General features: G+C 72.8%; 13 protein-coding genes. 4 read left to right on the top strand and 9 right to left on the bottom strand.

Annotation, left to right across the window (positions count from 1 at the left end):
* Window positions 1-34: 34 nt before the first annotated feature.
* Window positions 35-472 (bottom strand): VOC family protein, encoded by a 438-nt coding sequence (locus tag K7640_RS20625; protein WP_222956509.1) that lies wholly within the window; start codon window positions 470-472, stop codon window positions 35-37.
* Between the two features lie 143 nt (window positions 473-615).
* Here K7640_RS20625 and K7640_RS20620 point away from each other — a divergent pair, with 143 nt between their 5' ends.
* On the top strand, window positions 616-1,569 hold the full coding sequence (locus K7640_RS20620) for a YafY family protein (RefSeq protein ID WP_222956508.1): 954 nt from the start codon (window positions 616-618) through the stop codon (window positions 1,567-1,569).
* 9 nt (window positions 1,570-1,578) lie between these two features.
* Here the strand turns inward: K7640_RS20620 and K7640_RS20615 are convergent, their stop codons facing one another.
* Genes K7640_RS20615 through K7640_RS20600 form a run of 4 tightly spaced genes read right to left on the bottom strand, consistent with a single transcriptional unit; the run spans window position 1,579 to window position 5,398 of the window.
* Entirely contained in the window at window positions 1,579-2,244 is a 666-nt protein-coding gene (locus K7640_RS20615; protein ID WP_222956507.1) for a hypothetical protein, read from the bottom strand.
* A 39-nt stretch (window positions 2,245-2,283) separates the two neighbouring features.
* Window positions 2,284-2,868, bottom strand: coding sequence for a TlpA disulfide reductase family protein (locus tag K7640_RS20610; RefSeq protein WP_222956506.1), 585 nt, complete (start codon window positions 2,866-2,868; stop codon window positions 2,284-2,286).
* On the bottom strand, window positions 2,865-3,299 hold the full coding sequence (locus tag K7640_RS20605; RefSeq protein ID WP_222956505.1) for a hypothetical protein: 435 nt from the start codon (window positions 3,297-3,299) through the stop codon (window positions 2,865-2,867). Before K7640_RS20605 ends, K7640_RS20610 begins: the two co-directional genes overlap by 4 nt.
* A 44-nt stretch (window positions 3,300-3,343) precedes the next feature.
* Window positions 3,344-5,398: a M6 family metalloprotease domain-containing protein gene (locus tag K7640_RS20600; RefSeq protein WP_222956504.1), complete on the bottom strand. Its 2,055-nt coding sequence runs from the start codon at window positions 5,396-5,398 to the stop codon at window positions 3,344-3,346.
* A gap of 293 nt (window positions 5,399-5,691) precedes the next feature.
* Here K7640_RS20600 and K7640_RS20595 point away from each other — a divergent pair, with 293 nt between their 5' ends.
* Window positions 5,692-6,924: a CdaR family transcriptional regulator gene (locus K7640_RS20595; protein ID WP_222956503.1), complete on the top strand. Its 1,233-nt coding sequence runs from the start codon at window positions 5,692-5,694 to the stop codon at window positions 6,922-6,924.
* A gap of 40 nt (window positions 6,925-6,964) precedes the next feature.
* Here K7640_RS20595 and K7640_RS20590 read toward each other — a convergent pair whose 3' ends face one another.
* Both K7640_RS20590 and K7640_RS20585 read right to left on the bottom strand, forming a co-directional pair.
* A complete protein-coding gene (locus K7640_RS20590) occupies window positions 6,965-8,884 on the bottom strand; it encodes a Xaa-Pro dipeptidyl-peptidase (RefSeq protein ID WP_222956502.1) in 1,920 nt (639 codons plus the stop codon).
* 185 nt (window positions 8,885-9,069) lie between these two features.
* On the bottom strand, window positions 9,070-9,219 hold the full coding sequence (locus tag K7640_RS20585; protein ID WP_222956501.1) for a hypothetical protein: 150 nt from the start codon (window positions 9,217-9,219) through the stop codon (window positions 9,070-9,072).
* Between K7640_RS20585 and K7640_RS20580 the strand changes: the two genes are divergently transcribed.
* Window positions 9,218-11,665: a M14 family metallopeptidase gene (locus tag K7640_RS20580; protein ID WP_222956500.1), complete on the top strand. Its 2,448-nt coding sequence runs from the start codon at window positions 9,218-9,220 to the stop codon at window positions 11,663-11,665. The two genes, K7640_RS20585 and K7640_RS20580, sit on opposite strands and share 2 nt — an antisense overlap.
* A 43-nt stretch (window positions 11,666-11,708) precedes the next feature.
* Here the strand turns inward: K7640_RS20580 and K7640_RS20575 are convergent, their stop codons facing one another.
* Together K7640_RS20575 and wrbA are read right to left on the bottom strand one after the other, a co-directional pair.
* Window positions 11,709-12,635: an ion transporter gene (locus K7640_RS20575; protein ID WP_308042622.1), complete on the bottom strand. Its 927-nt coding sequence runs from the start codon at window positions 12,633-12,635 to the stop codon at window positions 11,709-11,711.
* A 175-nt stretch (window positions 12,636-12,810) separates the two neighbouring features.
* Window positions 12,811-13,419 (bottom strand): NAD(P)H:quinone oxidoreductase, encoded by a 609-nt coding sequence (gene wrbA / locus K7640_RS20570; RefSeq protein ID WP_222956499.1) that lies wholly within the window; start codon window positions 13,417-13,419, stop codon window positions 12,811-12,813.
* Between the two features lie 170 nt (window positions 13,420-13,589).
* On the opposite strand from wrbA, the gene sigJ reads away from it, so the two are divergent.
* Window positions 13,590-14,525, top strand: coding sequence for an RNA polymerase sigma factor SigJ (gene sigJ / locus K7640_RS20565; protein WP_255609579.1), 936 nt, complete (start codon window positions 13,590-13,592; stop codon window positions 14,523-14,525).
* The last annotated feature ends 10 nt before the right edge of the window (window positions 14,526-14,535 follow it).

Raw genomic sequence — 14,535 nt, 5'->3', positions numbered from 1 at the left:
GGGCGGGGCCGGCCGGCCCCGCCTCGCGCGGGGCTCAGTCGAGGCAGAACTCGTTGCCCTCCGGGTCGGCCAGCACGATGTGCCCGGCCTCCAGCGGCGGAGCGGGCTCGTGCCGGCCGAGCCGGGTGGCGCCGAGGGCCACCAGCCGCGCGGCCTCGGCCTCCAGCGCCGCCATTCGCGCGTCACCGGTCAACCCGGGGGCGGCCCGTACGTCGAGGTGCACCCGGTTCTTGGCCTGCTTGCCCTCCGGCACCCGCTGGAAGAACAGCCGCGGCCCGTGACCCGCCGGGTCCACCACCGCCGAGGCGTCGTTACGCCGCTCCGGCGGCACCCCCAGCGCGTCCAGCGCCTCGTCCCAGGTCGCGAAGCCCGGCGGGGGGTCCTGCACCCGGTAGCCCAGCACGTCGGCCCAGAACGCCGCCAACCCGGCCGGGTCGGCACAGTCGACCGTCACCTGCACCTCGCGCGCCATCTCAACTCACCTCCGGTCGGTGCTGCTCGCGGGCCTGCGGGGGACGGTTACGGAGCCGGTGGCTCCCGGTCTGGCTGGTCATGACGTCAGCCTCTCGCGGATCGCGGACAGGATCGGTCCTCGATTCGTGCAACGATCGGCGGGTGACCGTGGAGGCGACGACCGAGCGGGTGCTGCGGCTGCTGGCGCTGCTGCCACGGCGACCGTCCTGGACCGCCGCCGAGCTCGCCGCCGAGCTGCGGGTGACCGACCGCTCGGTACGCCGGGACGTGGAGCGGCTGCGCGCGCTCGGCTATCCCGTGCACGCCACGTCGGGCGTCGGCGGCGGCTACCGGCTCGGCGCGGGCACCCGGCTGCCGCCGCTGCTGCTCGACGACGAGGAGGCGATCGCCACGGCGGTCTCCCTGCGGTTGGCCGCCGGCGGCACGATCGCCGGTGCGGGCGAGGCCGCGCTGCGCGCGTTCAGCAAGCTCGACCAGGTGCTGCCGGCCCGGCTGCGCGCCGAGGTGCGGGCCGTGCACGACGCCACGGACACCCTCGCCGGCCCGGCGGTCGAGATCGACGCGGAGCTGCTGGTGACCCTCGCCCGGGCCTGCCGCGACGCGGTACGGGTGCGGTTCCGCTACGCCGGGCGCGACGGCGAACCGGGTGAGCGCACCGCCGAACCGGTGCGGATGGTCACCACCGGTCGCCGGTGGTACCTGATGGCCTGGGACGTCGACCGCGCCGGCTGGCGCACCTTCCGGCTGGACCGGATGCGTGAGGTGGTGACGACCACCTGGCGTTTCCGGGCCCGGGAGCACCCGGACCCGGTCGGCTACGTGCAGCGGTCCGTCGCCGAGGCGCCGTACCGGTATCTCGCCCGGGTGCGGGTGCACGCCCCGCCGGAGCGGGTCCGGGAGGTGGTGCCGCCCCAGGTGGGACGCGTCGAGGACGACCGCGACGGGTGGTGCGTGCTGGTGGTCGGCGGGGACGACCTGACCTGGCTCGCCGCGCAGGTGGCCCGGCTGGGTTTCGAGGCCCGGGTGCTGGAGCCGGCGGAGCTGCGGGCGGCGGCCGCGCGGCTCGCCCGCCGGCTCGACACGCTGGCCGGCTGAGCGGGCGGCTCAGCCCGCCGCCTCGGCGTACTCGGCGTCGGTGGCGCCGCGCCACCGGCCCGTCGCCGGGTCCTCCACCAGCCAGGGCTGGCGCAGCCGGCCGTCCACCCACCGCCCGAACCACTCCGCGACGTCCATCCGCTGGCCGAACAGCGGCGACACGCCCTTCGGCGCGGGGTTCGGGTCCACCCCCCACACCTGCCCGTCGGCCAGGTCCAGCAGGGAGGTGACGCCGCAGCCCCAGTCGCACAGGGACAGTGGGATCCGTGGTCCCTCGCCCGGGTCGGCCGGCGCGGGGAGCACCCCGGCCGGGTTGCCGTGGCCGCCCCGCAGGCCGATCAGGCCGACACCCGGCCCGAAACCGCCGTTGCCCAGCTCGAGATAGAGCCGGCGCAGCAGCGGTGGCAGCGCGACGCCGGCCGCCGCCTCGGCCTCCTCGACCGCGGCGCGGGGCGCCGGGGTGAGCGGGGGCAGCGGGTCGAGCCAGCCGCGGGCGAGGGCCTCCGCGTACTCCGGGGTGCCCCGCGAGTAGGTCCGGCGCCGCGCCCCCTGCTCGGCCCGGGACAGCGGGCCGAGGTCGAGGCCGACCCCGACCCGGCCCGGACGGTCGTCCAGGTATTCCCCCGCGGCCACCAACCGCGCCAGTGCCGCGAAGACCTCGTCGTCGCCGTACATGGCAAGGGATTGTGCAGGACGGGTCGGACACCCGGCGGCTCAGGGGGCCAGCACCAGTTCCTTCAGCCGGGCGTCGAGGGCCGAGGCGTCCACCCCGCCGGTGAAGCCGCGCAACAGCTTGCCGCCCTTGCCGACCAGCACCACCGCCGGTGGTTCCCGGACGGCGTAGGAGAGGGCGACCCGGCCGTCGTCGTCGAGCAGCACCGGGTGGTCCACCCGGTGCGCCCGCAGGTAGCGCTGCACGTCCTCGGGCTTGTCCTGGCCGGCGACACCGACGAAGACCACCCGGTCGCGGTGCTCGCGGGCGAGCTGGCTGAGCGCGTCCTGCCGCTGCGCGCAGACGTCGCACCAGGAGGTGAAGAAGACCAGCACCACCGGCCGGTCGGCCCAGAGCCGGGCGAGGTCGACCGAGCTGCCGTCGGTGAGCCGGCCGGTGACCGCGGGCGCGCCCGGCGCGCCGGACGGCGCCGGCCGCAGGGCCAGGCCGGCCGGTGCCGGACCGGGCAGCGCCGCCGCCCCGCCGACCACCGGCTCGGGCCGCGCCGGTTCGTCCCGCGCCGCGGAGCAGCCGGTGGCCGCCAGCACCGCGACCACCGCGAGGGCGGCCAGCCGTACGCCCCTCACGACGGCACCACCGCGACCAGCGCCGGTCCCTCGCTGTCGTTGGGGGTCAGTGCGACGGGCGGGCGGTCGTCGACCACCAGCCGGTACGCGTCCCGCCGCGCCACCCGCACCGGCACCCGGAACTCGCAGTACGTGGGCACCTTCGCCACCTCCAGGTCCTCCTCGAACGTGGCCACCGAGCGGCCGGTCGACAGCGCGCCCTCGGCCAGGGTGCGCCCGTCGGCGTCCACCACCCGGAACGGCGCCCGGTTGTGGAAGTGGGTGTACGGGCCGGTGCCGGCGCAGTCGACGCCGACCGGCCGGATGTTGATGTCGCGGACCAGCACCCGCACGGTCGTCTCCGCGCGGGCCTCCTCCTCGTCACCGCCGCATCCGGCCAGCGCACCGGCCAGCACCACCGGCGCGCACAGCGCCGCCAGCAGCCGTCTCATCTCGTCCTCCGATACGTCGCCCCGGCCCCGGGGTTCTCCGTGCCCTACAGCAGCGCGCGGGGCCGCTCGACCCGGCACTGGCTGGTCACGGTCTTGGACGGGTCGCTCTCCGAGGTGGCGGTGAGCGTCACCAGGGTGGTCGCCGCCGCGTTGGCGGTGGCGCCCACCGACACGTCCACCGAGGTGGACTTGCCGAACTCGGCGGTGGCCAGCTCGTTGGGCAGCTGCACCTGCCACCCGGCGGCGCCGACGCTGGCCGACAGCCGGTAGACGTCGGAGCGCAGGTGGTCGCTGACGTCCTCCGGGTGCTGGGCGTCCGAGGCGACGTAGCTACCGGTGTTGGTCAGGTCGAAGGTGCAGGTGGCACCGCCGGCGGTCGGCTTGCCCCGGGTCATCAGCTGCCCCTTGGACAGGGCCACCCCGTGCTGGCTGGGCCCGGCGCCGTCCAGCGACCGCACCGCCACCGTGTACGACAGCACACCGTCGGCGTCGCGGCGCAGGTTGAGCACGTAGAAGTGCAGCCGGTTGGCCTCGTCGACGAACTCGTACTCGCTGCCGGAGTTGGCGCCGGCGTGGAACAGCGCGTCGGACAGCTGCCGGTAGTCACCCATGGTGATCATCTGCGGGGTGCCGTCCGGCCGGTAGAAGTCCACCATGTCGATGTCCTGCGGGTTGGCGTCGACCACCCACTGGAACGGCGCGCTGTCGGCGTTCTTGGTCTTGCTGATCAGCACGCCGCTGTCCGGGGTGAACGAGTCGGCGCCCATCCGGTCGACGACCTCGACGGTGTAGTTGTTGAACCGGCCGCCGTCGCAGAGCGGGTCGGTGCTGGTGTTGCACGCCGGGGAGCGGTCGGCGTTCATCGCGATGTTGAGGCCGGTCAGGCCGTTCTGGCCGGCGTCGACGGCACGGGCGGTGACGTCGGCGACGACCAGCCCGGAGGTGGCCAGCTCCTCCCGGGACAGCCGCAGCACGTGCTCCTCGCCGACCAGCTTGATCTTCATCTTGTCGCGCAGGGTGTGCAGCGAGCCCAGCGAGCCGCCGTTGACCGGGGGGATCTGCCAGCGGGTGTGCGGGCCGCCGGGGCCGTTGAACGACCCGCGCGACATCATGCTCCAGATGCCGGTGTACGCGCGGCGCAGCGGCACCCCGTACGGGTTGTTGTAGTTGTCGCCGATGCTGAGCAGGTGGCTCAGCTCGTGGGCGTACACGCCCATGCCGGAGCTCTCCGCCTGGGTGGAGGAGCCACCGCCGGCGTTCGGCCAGATCGTCGCCGCGGCCTTCCAGGAGGTCCAGTCGACGTAGCGGGTCTTCGCGTAGTTGGGCAGGTTCGGGTCCGGCGGGCCCCACGCGTCGGGCACGTCCTCCTTGTTCTGGAACATCATCTGCCCGAACTCCTGCCAGGTCGACGACTCGTCCTGGCCGGCGGAGAGGATGAACACCAGCTCGAAGGAGTTGGCCACCTCGTCGCCCACGGCCGCGCGCCAGGCGCCCAGGCCGTCGGTGCGGATGTTGCGGTTGCACGCCTCGCCGGCCGGGCAGGCGCCCGGGTTGAAGCTGTTGTCGATGCCGTACTGGTACGACTTCGACGGCATCCGGAACGGGCCGAACCCGGTCAGGTCGACGCCGTAGCGGCCGCCCGAGTCCTCCATCCAGTACTCGTGCAGGGTGTGGCCGCGGTTCAGCCCACCCGGCTTGTTGAGGAAGTCGGTGTAGAACCCGGCGACGTTGTCGCGCGGGATGTTGGCCGCGCTGGCCTGCGGGTTGCCGAAGACCGACGACCCGGCCGGCTTGGTGATCTCGAACGGCTGGTCGGTGTAGTCCAGGGTGACCAGCGCGATCTTGAAGTTGCGGACCGAGCCCTTCACCGTCGGGTCGGCCCAGTTGGTGTTCGGGACGGCCCGGTAGTCGTCCCAGGTCATCGTGTCCGGGTTCTGCCAGTTCTGCGGGTCGAGCGCCTGGAACGGTGCGCGGTCACCGGTGGCCGGGTCGGGGGCGGCGGCGGCGGGACCGGCCGCGGCGGACGCGACCAGTGCGGTGGCGAGCGCGGTGGCCAGCACGGATCGCCGCACCGCACGTCTGGTGGGCAGCAGGTGCATCGAGTCACCTCTCAGGGTGGCGAGTGGGGGTGGGAGAGCGGCGGGCACGGCGTGCCTAGGTGCGTGATCACTCCCCGGGACGAATCTAGGAGCGGGCCACGTCCCGGTCACCGTGCAGATGTCGGCACGTCCACCGGCGGTTTTCGACACGTGCAGGAGGGCATATCCACCGGGAGGGCGGTTGCGCGCCGCCCCGCCGTCAGCACAAGGTAAGCGAACGGTCCTGCCGAACCCCGCGCGCCGGACCCGATCTTCATGGTGTCGTGGGGACACCGGGATGACCGGGAGAGCAAGTGCAGACAGAATTGCAACACATCGTCGACACCATGGCCGCCCGGGTGGGCCGGCCCGCGTTGATCGAGGACCGCCGGCAACGGGTCGTCGTCTACAGCGAACACACCGGCCTGATCGACGACGTCCGGCGGACCTCGATCCTGCGCCGGCACACCACGCCGGAGGTCATCGCCTGGTTCCGCGACGTGGGGATCATGGACGCCCGCGGGCCGGTCCGCACCCCCGCCTCCCCCGAGCTGGAGCTGCTGCCCCGGGTATGCGTGCCGATCCGGCACCAGGACCTGCTGCTCGGCTTCGTCTGGTTCATCGACCCCACCGGCGACATGAGCGACGCGGACATCGCCACCGTCACCGAGGCGATGCCCGACCTGTCGCTGGCGCTGTACCGGGAGAACCTGCTCGGCGAGTTGACCTCGCAGCGGGAGGCGGAGGCGGCGCGTACCCTGCTCGCCGACGCCCCGGAGACGCGCTGCGAGGCGGTCCGGTCGCTGCTCAGCGACGGGGTCATCGCCGGCGACGGCGAGGTGACCGCCCTGGTCGCGACGCTGGTCGGCACCCGCGAGGAGCCGGTCGACGAGCCGGCCCGCATCGCGCTGGAGCACACCCTGGTCGCCACCCGGCGCTGGGTGGGGCCGCGGGAGGCGCTGCACCTGGTCCGGCACGACCACGGCGTGCTGCTGCTGTGCTGCGGCCGGGGCGGTGGCGGCCGGGTCACCACCGAGGCCGCCGCCCGGCACCTCGGGCAGACGCTGCGCAGCGCCAGCCAGGGCCTGTCGTCGGTGTCGCGCACCGTGGTCGGCATCGGCGAGCCCCGGCCCCGGTTGTACGACACCGTCTCGTCCTACGAGGAGGCGTTGCAGGCGGCCCGGGTGGGTGCCCGGCTGCCCGCCCTCGGCCCGCTGGTGTCCTGGGCCGACCTCGGCATCTACCGGGTGCTGTCCCGGATGGACACCCGGGAGCTGGGGGCCGCCGCGGTGCATCCGGGGTTGGCCGGGCTGTTCGCCGAGGAGGCCAGCCAGGTGCTGCTGGAGACCCTGGAGACCTACCTCGACCTCGCCGGCAACGCGCACGCCACCGCGAAACGACTGCGCCTGCACCGCACCACCCTCTACTACCGGTTGCAACGCATCGAGCAGCTCGCCCAGACCGACCTGAAGGACGGCAACGAGCGGCTCTGCCTGCATCTGGCGCTGAAGCTGGCCCGGCTCAACGGCGACCGGCCGGACCGCTGACCGGCGGGGACGCCCACGATCGGGCGCCCCCGCCCTCCGCCTAGAGGCCGGCGGCGACGGCCGCCTGGCGACCGCCGACGATCGGCAGCTCGATGCGGCTGCGGTCGAAGTGAACCGTGATGTCGGCGCGGGTCTGCTTGGCCCGGCTGCTGTAGCCGGAGTAGGAGCCGAGCAGCACCACACCGATCTGGTGACCGGTCTCGAAGACGTAGTCCTCCGGCATCAGCCGCACGTCGACCTCGTTCTTCGCGCCGGGCACCAGCGGCGTCGACACGCTCAGCGAGTCGAGGTTGAGCCCGTCGATGATGCCCTTGGTGACCAGTTCCTGCGGGTTGCTGGCGACGTTCTTGGCGACCTGCTTGTAGCACGCCTCCTCGGCGTGCCCGCCCCAGTTGGCCGACTCGCCCCAGCAGTCCTCGGTGGTGAGGGTCCGGACGCCGTCACCGGTGGTGCTGAACCGCTCCCGGGTCCCGTAGTCGACGAGCAGGCCGGCGAAGCTGGTGTCCTCGCCGTTCACCGTCGCATTGATCTTGACGTACGGGGTGCCGGAGATGTGCAGCGGCGCCTTCAGCGGCTGCGACAGGTACACCAGCCGGTTGGCCTTGTTCGCCTGCGGGTCCGACGGGTGCCGGATCGCGTTGGTCTGGGACATCGTCGGGGTGTCCTGGAAGGTCTCCGCCGCCTTGCCGGCGAACGGCTTCACCGACAGCCCGCCGGCGACCGCGCCCTTGGCCGGCTGCAGCCACACCTGGGTGGGCTGGGTGTGCGGCAGCGGCCAGGTCTTCGCGGTCTCCCACACGTCGGGCAGCCGCTCGATGTCCGCCATCGGCTCGGCCATGATCCCGTTGTCGATGCCCTGGAGCCAGAAGTCGAACCAGCGGTGCAGGGTGTCCACCCACTCGGCCCGACGGAAGTCGAACGGGTCGATGTGCCCGGTGCCGGTCAGCCACAGCTTGCGCGGCACGTCCCGCTCGGCCAGCGCCTCCCACCACTTGCTGAAGTGGTCGGCGCGCACGTTGTCGTCGTTGATCCCGTGCACGACGAACACGCTGGCCTTGACCTGGTCGGCGTGCGGCAGGTAGTCCCGCTCCGCCCAGAAGTCGTTGTAGTCACCGGTGACGTCGTCACCGTCCACGCCCAGTTGCGCCCGCACCGGCGCGCAGTACGCCCGCCGAGCCGGGTTGGTGACCGTGTTGGCCAGGCTGCCCGAGTAGTTGTTCGCCCGGGTGACCAGGCCGTTGCTGCGGGAGTAGTCGTACCAGCTGGAGATCGCCGAGATCGGCACGATGGTGGACAGCCCGTCCACCCCGCTCGCCGCGGCGGCGTTGGCCAGCGTCCCGTCGTACGACTTGCCGATCATTCCGGTCTTGCCGTTGTGCCAGCCCGCGACGACCTCCTGGCCGGCGGCGTCGAAGCCCTTGCGGCGGCCGTTGAGCCAGTCGATGGCGGTCGGCGCGCTGATGTTGTCGGCCCGGCCACCGGTGACCGGGCAACCGGTCGAATTGTTCGTGCCGATCATGTCGAGCAGCACCACCGCGTAGCCGCGGGGGACGAAATAATTGTCGTAGTACAACGGCCATTTGTCGTTCAGGCCGTCCCCGTCGACGTCTCCCTTGCATTCGGTCTCATTGCCGCGGCAGACCGTCGAGTAGTACGGGCTGGCGTCCATCACCACCGGCACCCGCAACCCCTGGTCGCTGGCGGCCGGCCGGATGATGTCCATGGCCACCTTGTCGAGCGCCCCGTCGCCGTCGGTGTCGACGTCGGACGTGACGAACACCCGCTGCCGGACGGCGTCGGCGTAGCCGAACACCGGCTGCGTCACCCCGTCCGCGACCACCACCGAGGTCGGCGCCCCGCTGGTCGTGGGCTGCGCCAGCGCGCCGGTCGCCGGCACCGCGGCGACCAGGGTCGCCGCGGCGACCAGCGCCGCGCGCCAGCCAATCCTCGATCCGTGCATGTGTTGCTCCTCCTCCCCGCGCCGGTCCTGAACCGGCACGCCCCGGCGCTGACCGGGAGGAACGCGCGGCACCGGCGCGGCAGTTGGGATGAACCTATGAACCGGATCGGGAGCGGTCTTCGGACACCTGTTTCAGATGCCGGCCGCGCGCTCCTACGCCTGTCGCAACCGGCCGGGAACCATCCTCAGCAGGCCGTTTGCTCATTGACAGCGCCGCGCGGGCCGGTAAAGGATGTGCCCACTTCGACGCTCTCACCGGTATCGAATTGCGTTTCGCGCGAATTAGCGCCGTTATCCACCCCCATCTCGGCCATGTCCTCAGAAAGGGCCACCATGCGCGCACCCCACCTGCCCGACCGGCGTTGGCGGCGGCGACTGCCCGCCGTCGCCGCCGCCGCCGTCTCCACCGTCCTGCTGGTCTCCCCCGCCTCCGCCATCGCGCTGCCGGACGCGGCGCCCGCCGGCGCCGCCGACGTGGCGCTGGACCTCGGCCGCACCGCCGACGAGCAGGCCAGCGTGGTGGAGGTCCTGCTCGCCGACACCGCCGAGCTGGACCGGCTCGTCGCCACCGGCGTCGACCTGGACCACGAGGTGTCCCGCACCGAGCACGGCATCGTCGCCCACGCGGTGGTCACCCCGAACGAGGTGGCCAGCCTCAAGGCCGAGGGCTACCGGCTCGGCGAAACCGTGTTCAGCCCGGAGGACTCCGTCGACCGGGTCGCCGAACGCGACGCGACCATCAGCGAGCACGTGGCGGAGAACCGGGCGTTCACCGCCGCCCTGGCGGCGGACCCCACCACCAGCGACGTGAAGATCATCCGCGCCGACTACTACACCTCGGGCACCAGCCAGATCCTCTCCGTCGAGGCGAAGTGGGCGCAGGGCCAGACGTCCACCAGCGCGCTCACCGTGCAGCGCGACAGCGGCCCGGGCACCGCGATCGGCTCCGGCGGCTCGCAGAACATCAGCCGCTTCGTCGACGCCGGTGTCTACCTCTACCACCGGGGCGCCGCCACGATCACCGCCCGCCCGGACCGGATCCAGATCACCAGCCCCACCGGCGACGTCGCCACCGTCACCGTCAAGGAGTGGCTGCCGATCCCCGAGGAGAACCCCGAGGGCGCCGGCTACCAGAAGGACTTCATCACCAGCTACCTGACGCCGACGGAGCTGTACAACCGGATCAAGCAGCTCGCCGCCGCGTATCCCGACCTCGCCGAGATCGTCGAGCTGCCGTACAAGACCAACGGCTACCGGCGCAAGGCGCAGGCCGTCCTGGGCACCGCCAACGCCAGCCGCGTCTCCGTCGACTCGCGCGCCTGGGGACACGAGGGCGGCAACGACATCGCCGTGACCCTCGCCAACCCGGGGGCGGCCGACCGGCCGCTGAGCGTCACCGTCAGCGGCACCGACATCCGCGTCGACCTGGCCACCAACGCCGCCGGCACGGTGACCAGCACCGCCACCCAGGTCGTCGCCGCGCTCAACGCGCAGGCCGGCACGCTGGTGCAGGCCTACACCTACCGCGGCAGCACCGGCACCGGCGTGGTCGCGCCCGCCGCGCGCACGCCGCTCACCGACGGGCTGCGGGCGCCGGCCAGCGTCTCCCGCGATCCCCACCCGGTGTACGCGATCCGGATCGGCAAGGTCCGCGACGGCTCGAAGCCCGGCGTGCTGGCCTACGCCCAGGAGCACGCCCGGGAGTGGGTGCCGCCGCTGGTCACCGTGGAGACCGCCGAGCGGTTGCTGCGCAACTACGCCCACGACGGCAAGACCAAGCAGCTGCTCAACAACCTGGACATCTGGATCGCCCCGTCGGTCAACCCCGACGGCGGTCACTACTCCTTCTACGACTTCAACTCCCAGCGGCGCAACATGACCAACCACTGCCCGCTGACCGGATCGGCCGACGCGCTGGCCCGCAACTCCTGGGGCGTGGACAACAACCGCAACTACACCGAGTACAGCCTCTTCGACGGGTTCTCCGGCGCGTCCAGCAGCTGCACCAGCGACACCTACGCCGGCCCGAGCGAGCTGTCCGAGCCGGAGAACCGGAACGTCGACTGGCTGGCCCGCCGGGGCAACATCAAGTTCTCGATGAACCTGCACTCGTCCGGCAACTACTTCATGTGGTCGCCGGGGGCGTACGCCACCCCGGGCCGGATCTCCGCCCCGCGCCCGACGCTGGCCCAGGAGTCGTTCTTCTGGGGCGCCTCGTCGCGGATCCTCACCGCGATCAAGCGGCACCGGAACATGGCCGTCACCCCGGCCCGCACCGGCCCGATCTCCGACGTGCTCTACTCGGCGGCCGGCAACTCCGGTGACATGCTCTGGTACAAGTACGGCATCTACGCCTGGAACTTCGAGGTCGGCACCTCCTTCCAGCCCACCTGGGACGAGGCGCACGAGGAGACGCTGGAGTTCTCCAACGGCCTGGTCGAGCTGCTGCGGGTGGCGAAGGACTTCGCCAACGACAAGCAGCGGCCGGAGAGCACCCTCGTGGTGACGCCCAGCGCCACCGCGGGCAGCGTGAACGTGACCTTCGGGACCAGCGAGGCCGCCGCCGTCTTCTACACCCTCGACGGCGCCGCGCCGACCTACTCGTCCACCCTCTACGCCTCCGCCGGGATCCGCGAGGGCGGCGAGACGCTGACCGTCCCGGCCGGCACCACCATCCACTGGTTCTCGGTCGACGCCGCCGGCAACGTCGAGAACAACTACACCCCGAACGGCACCGCCAAGAACTTCCGCAAGGGCAAGGCCGTCCTGGCCACCGGCTGACCACCGGCCGGGGGCGCGGCGCCGACGCCGCGCCCCCGGGCGGTCAGCCCCGGTCGGCCATCCGCCGCTGCCCGTCCTCCCGGCCGATCCGCAGCTCCCGCTCCAACTCACCGACCACCGCCCGCAGGTCGTCCAGCCGCTGGCTGATCGCGATCCGGTCCAACTCGTCGGGCACCCCGTCGCCGTCCACGTCGTAGTCCGGCGCCAGCCCCTCGGTCATCTCCAACCGGCGGGCCTCCTCCATCGAGTTGACGATGACCGCGATCAGGATGTTCAGCAGCAGGTTCACCGTGATCAGCACGTAGCTGACGTAGTAGACGAGGGTCCACGCCGACACCGCCAGCCCCTGCTCGATCAGGTCCGGCAACGTCTCCAGCGACAGCAGCACGAACAGCGTCAACAGCGATTGGCCGATGTCGCCGTACTCCTCCGGATAGATGTCGCCGAAGATCAGCCAGCCCGCCATGCCGTAGACGTAGAGCGTCACCATCGCCAGCGCCAGGAAGCCGCCGACGCCGGGCAGGCTGCGCCACAACGCCGCGACGATGGTGCGCAGCCCTGGCGAGAAGCGCACCAACCGCAGCACCCGGGCCACCCGGATCACCCGCAGCAGCGCCGAGTCGCCGTGCAGCCCGGGCAGGAAGATCGCCGCGGTCACCACCAGGTCGAACACGTTCCACCCGTGGCGGAAGAAGTCCTGCGGTCGCCGCCCGTACGCCAGCACCCGGATCGCGATCTCCACCACGAACATGGTCCGGAACGACCACTCCAGCCACCGCAGCACCGACCCCGCCGCGCCCAGGTGCGGGTACGTCTCCAGGCCCAGCACCGCCGCGTTCGCGCCGATCAGCACGATGATGGCGATCTCGAACGGACGCGACCGCGCCAGCCGCGCGCAGAACCCGGCCACCCCGCTCGGTCGCGGGGCGCCCGATCCGCCGCGCTGGTCCGGCACGACCGGACCGCTCACCACGCGGCGAACCTCGTCGGACCGGAAACGGCGCCGGGATCGGCGGCCGGCGGGACGGGACGGGGCGAGGATCCGGCGGGCATGCGCGTCAGCCTAACCAGCGCGCGGCCCGGCTCGCGTCGCCCCGACCAGCCGGCCTCCCGGAGCGCCGGCGGTCCGGCCACGGCCCGGCGGGTCAGGCGGCGCGGCCGGCCTTGAGCGCCGCCGCGGTGCCGACCACGCGTCGGGCCTGGTGACGGGCCGCTTCCAGGATCGCCGCGCCGGGCGGTCCGTCGGCGGTCACGTGGGAGGTGCCGTAGGGGTTGCCGGTCCGGAACTGCACCGGGTCGGTGTAGCCGGGCGGCACGATGATGCCGCCCCAGTGGTGGAAGGTGTTCCCCAACGCCAGGATGGTGGACTCCTGCCCGCCGTGCGCGGTGTTGGACGCGGCGAAGGCCGAGTAGACCTTGTCGGCGAGCCTGCCCTGGAACCACAGGGGACCGGTGGTGTCGATGAACGCCCGGAGCTGGCTGGCCGGGTTGCCGAAGCGGGTGGGCGTGCCGAACAGCACGGCATCGGCCCACTCCAGGTCGTCCAGCGCCGCCTCGACGACATCGGCGGTGTCCTGGAGGTGCCGGGCCCACTCCGGCCTGGCGTTGACCGCGTCCGGCGGGGCCGTCTCGGCGACCCTGCGCAGGCGCACCCGCGCCCCGGCCTGCTCCGCGCCCTCGACCGCGGCCCGCGCCAGCGTGTGCACGGTGCCGGTGGAGCTGTAGTAGATGATCGCGACGTGTACTGCTGTCATTGTCGAAGTCCTCGCCTCTCCCAGGTGCCGTTCGGTGCCGCCGACCGGTTGGCTCAGCAGTACGACGACCGGGCACCGGCGAGTGTCAGGCGGCCCGCCCGCCTCACAGTCAGGGGTGGTGTTTCGTCGAACTGGGGACGACGGACGCGACCGAGGAAGGCGGCGAGCGGATGACCACCCGATCCGGGACCACCCCCGCCCAGCCCGATCCGGGTCTCGCCGTGGTCCTGGGTGAGCGGCGGCGCCTGACCGATCTGGCCTATCGGCTCCTCGGCTCGCTGGCCGACGCCGAGGACGTCGTCCAGGAGACGTACGCCCGTTGGTACGCCATGCCGGCGCCCCGGCGGGCGGCCATCGAGTCACCCGGGGCGTGGCTGACCACGGTCGCCAGTCGGATCTGCCTCGACCTGCTCGGCTCGGCGCGGAAACGACGGGAACGCTACCTGGGCGCGTGGCTGCCGGAGCCGTTGCCGGAACGCGCGGAGTGGCCCGGCGGGCGGCCGGGCGACCGGGCCGGCGACCCGGCCGACCGGGTGACCCTCGACGAGTCGGTCCACATGGCCTTCCTCGTCGTCCTGGAGTCGATGACCCCGGCCGAGCGCGTCGCGTTCATCCTGCACGACGTGTTCCGCTACTCGTTCCCGGAGGTGGCGGAGATCGTCGGTCGCACCCCGGCAGCCTGTCGTCAGCTCGCCTCGTCGGCCCGGCGCCGCCTTCGCGACCCACGCGCCTCCGCCACCCCGGTCAGCCGGCAGGCCGAGATCGTCCGGGACTTCAGACGGGCCTGGGCGGCCCGGGACGTCGCCGCCCTGGTCGCTCTGCTCGACCCCGGCGTCACGGCGGTCGGCGACGGCGGCGGCCTGGTCGCCGCCGAACCTGGCCCGATCACCGGCGGCGGGCCGGTGGCCCAGGTGTTCGTCGACGTCGCCGGCCGGGCACCCGGGCTGACGATCCTGGAGCGTACGGTGAACGGTCGGCCCGGTCTGGTGGCCCGGCTGGACGGCGTGACCGTGACGGTGATCGCGTTCGACGTGGCGGGCGACCGGATCAGACACCTCTGGGCGGTCCGCAACCCGGAGAAGCTCCGGGCGTGGACCGCGGAGTGACGCGCGCGGG

This window comes from Micromonospora sp. PLK6-60, from assembly GCF_019890675.1.
Classification (GTDB): Bacteria; Actinomycetota; Actinomycetes; order Mycobacteriales; family Micromonosporaceae; genus Micromonospora.
This window is presented reverse-complemented; position numbering and strand designations above follow the sequence as displayed.

What these genes read in the sequence shown, in the direction of transcription:
- K7640_RS20625 (WP_222956509.1), bottom strand. Translation starts at nt 472, where the DNA reads ATGGCGCGCGAGGTGCAGGTGACGGTCGACTGTGCCGACCCGGCCGGG.
- K7640_RS20615 (WP_222956507.1), bottom strand. Translation starts at nt 2,244, where the DNA reads ATGTACGGCGACGACGAGGTCTTCGCGGCACTGGCGCGGTTGGTGGCC.
- K7640_RS20605 (WP_222956505.1), bottom strand. Translation starts at nt 3,299, where the DNA reads ATGAGACGGCTGCTGGCGGCGCTGTGCGCGCCGGTGGTGCTGGCCGGT.
- K7640_RS20600 (WP_222956504.1), bottom strand. Translation starts at nt 5,398, where the DNA reads ATGCACCTGCTGCCCACCAGACGTGCGGTGCGGCGATCCGTGCTGGCC.
- K7640_RS20590 (WP_222956502.1), bottom strand. Translation starts at nt 8,884, where the DNA reads ATGCACGGATCGAGGATTGGCTGGCGCGCGGCGCTGGTCGCCGCGGCG.
- K7640_RS20580 (WP_222956500.1), top strand. Translation starts at nt 9,218, where the DNA reads ATGCGCGCACCCCACCTGCCCGACCGGCGTTGGCGGCGGCGACTGCCC.
- K7640_RS20585 (WP_222956501.1), bottom strand. Translation starts at nt 9,219, where the DNA reads ATGGTGGCCCTTTCTGAGGACATGGCCGAGATGGGGGTGGATAACGGC.
- wrbA (WP_222956499.1), bottom strand. Translation starts at nt 13,419, where the DNA reads ATGACAGCAGTACACGTCGCGATCATCTACTACAGCTCCACCGGCACC.
- sigJ (WP_255609579.1), top strand. Translation starts at nt 13,590, where the DNA reads ATGACCACCCGATCCGGGACCACCCCCGCCCAGCCCGATCCGGGTCTC.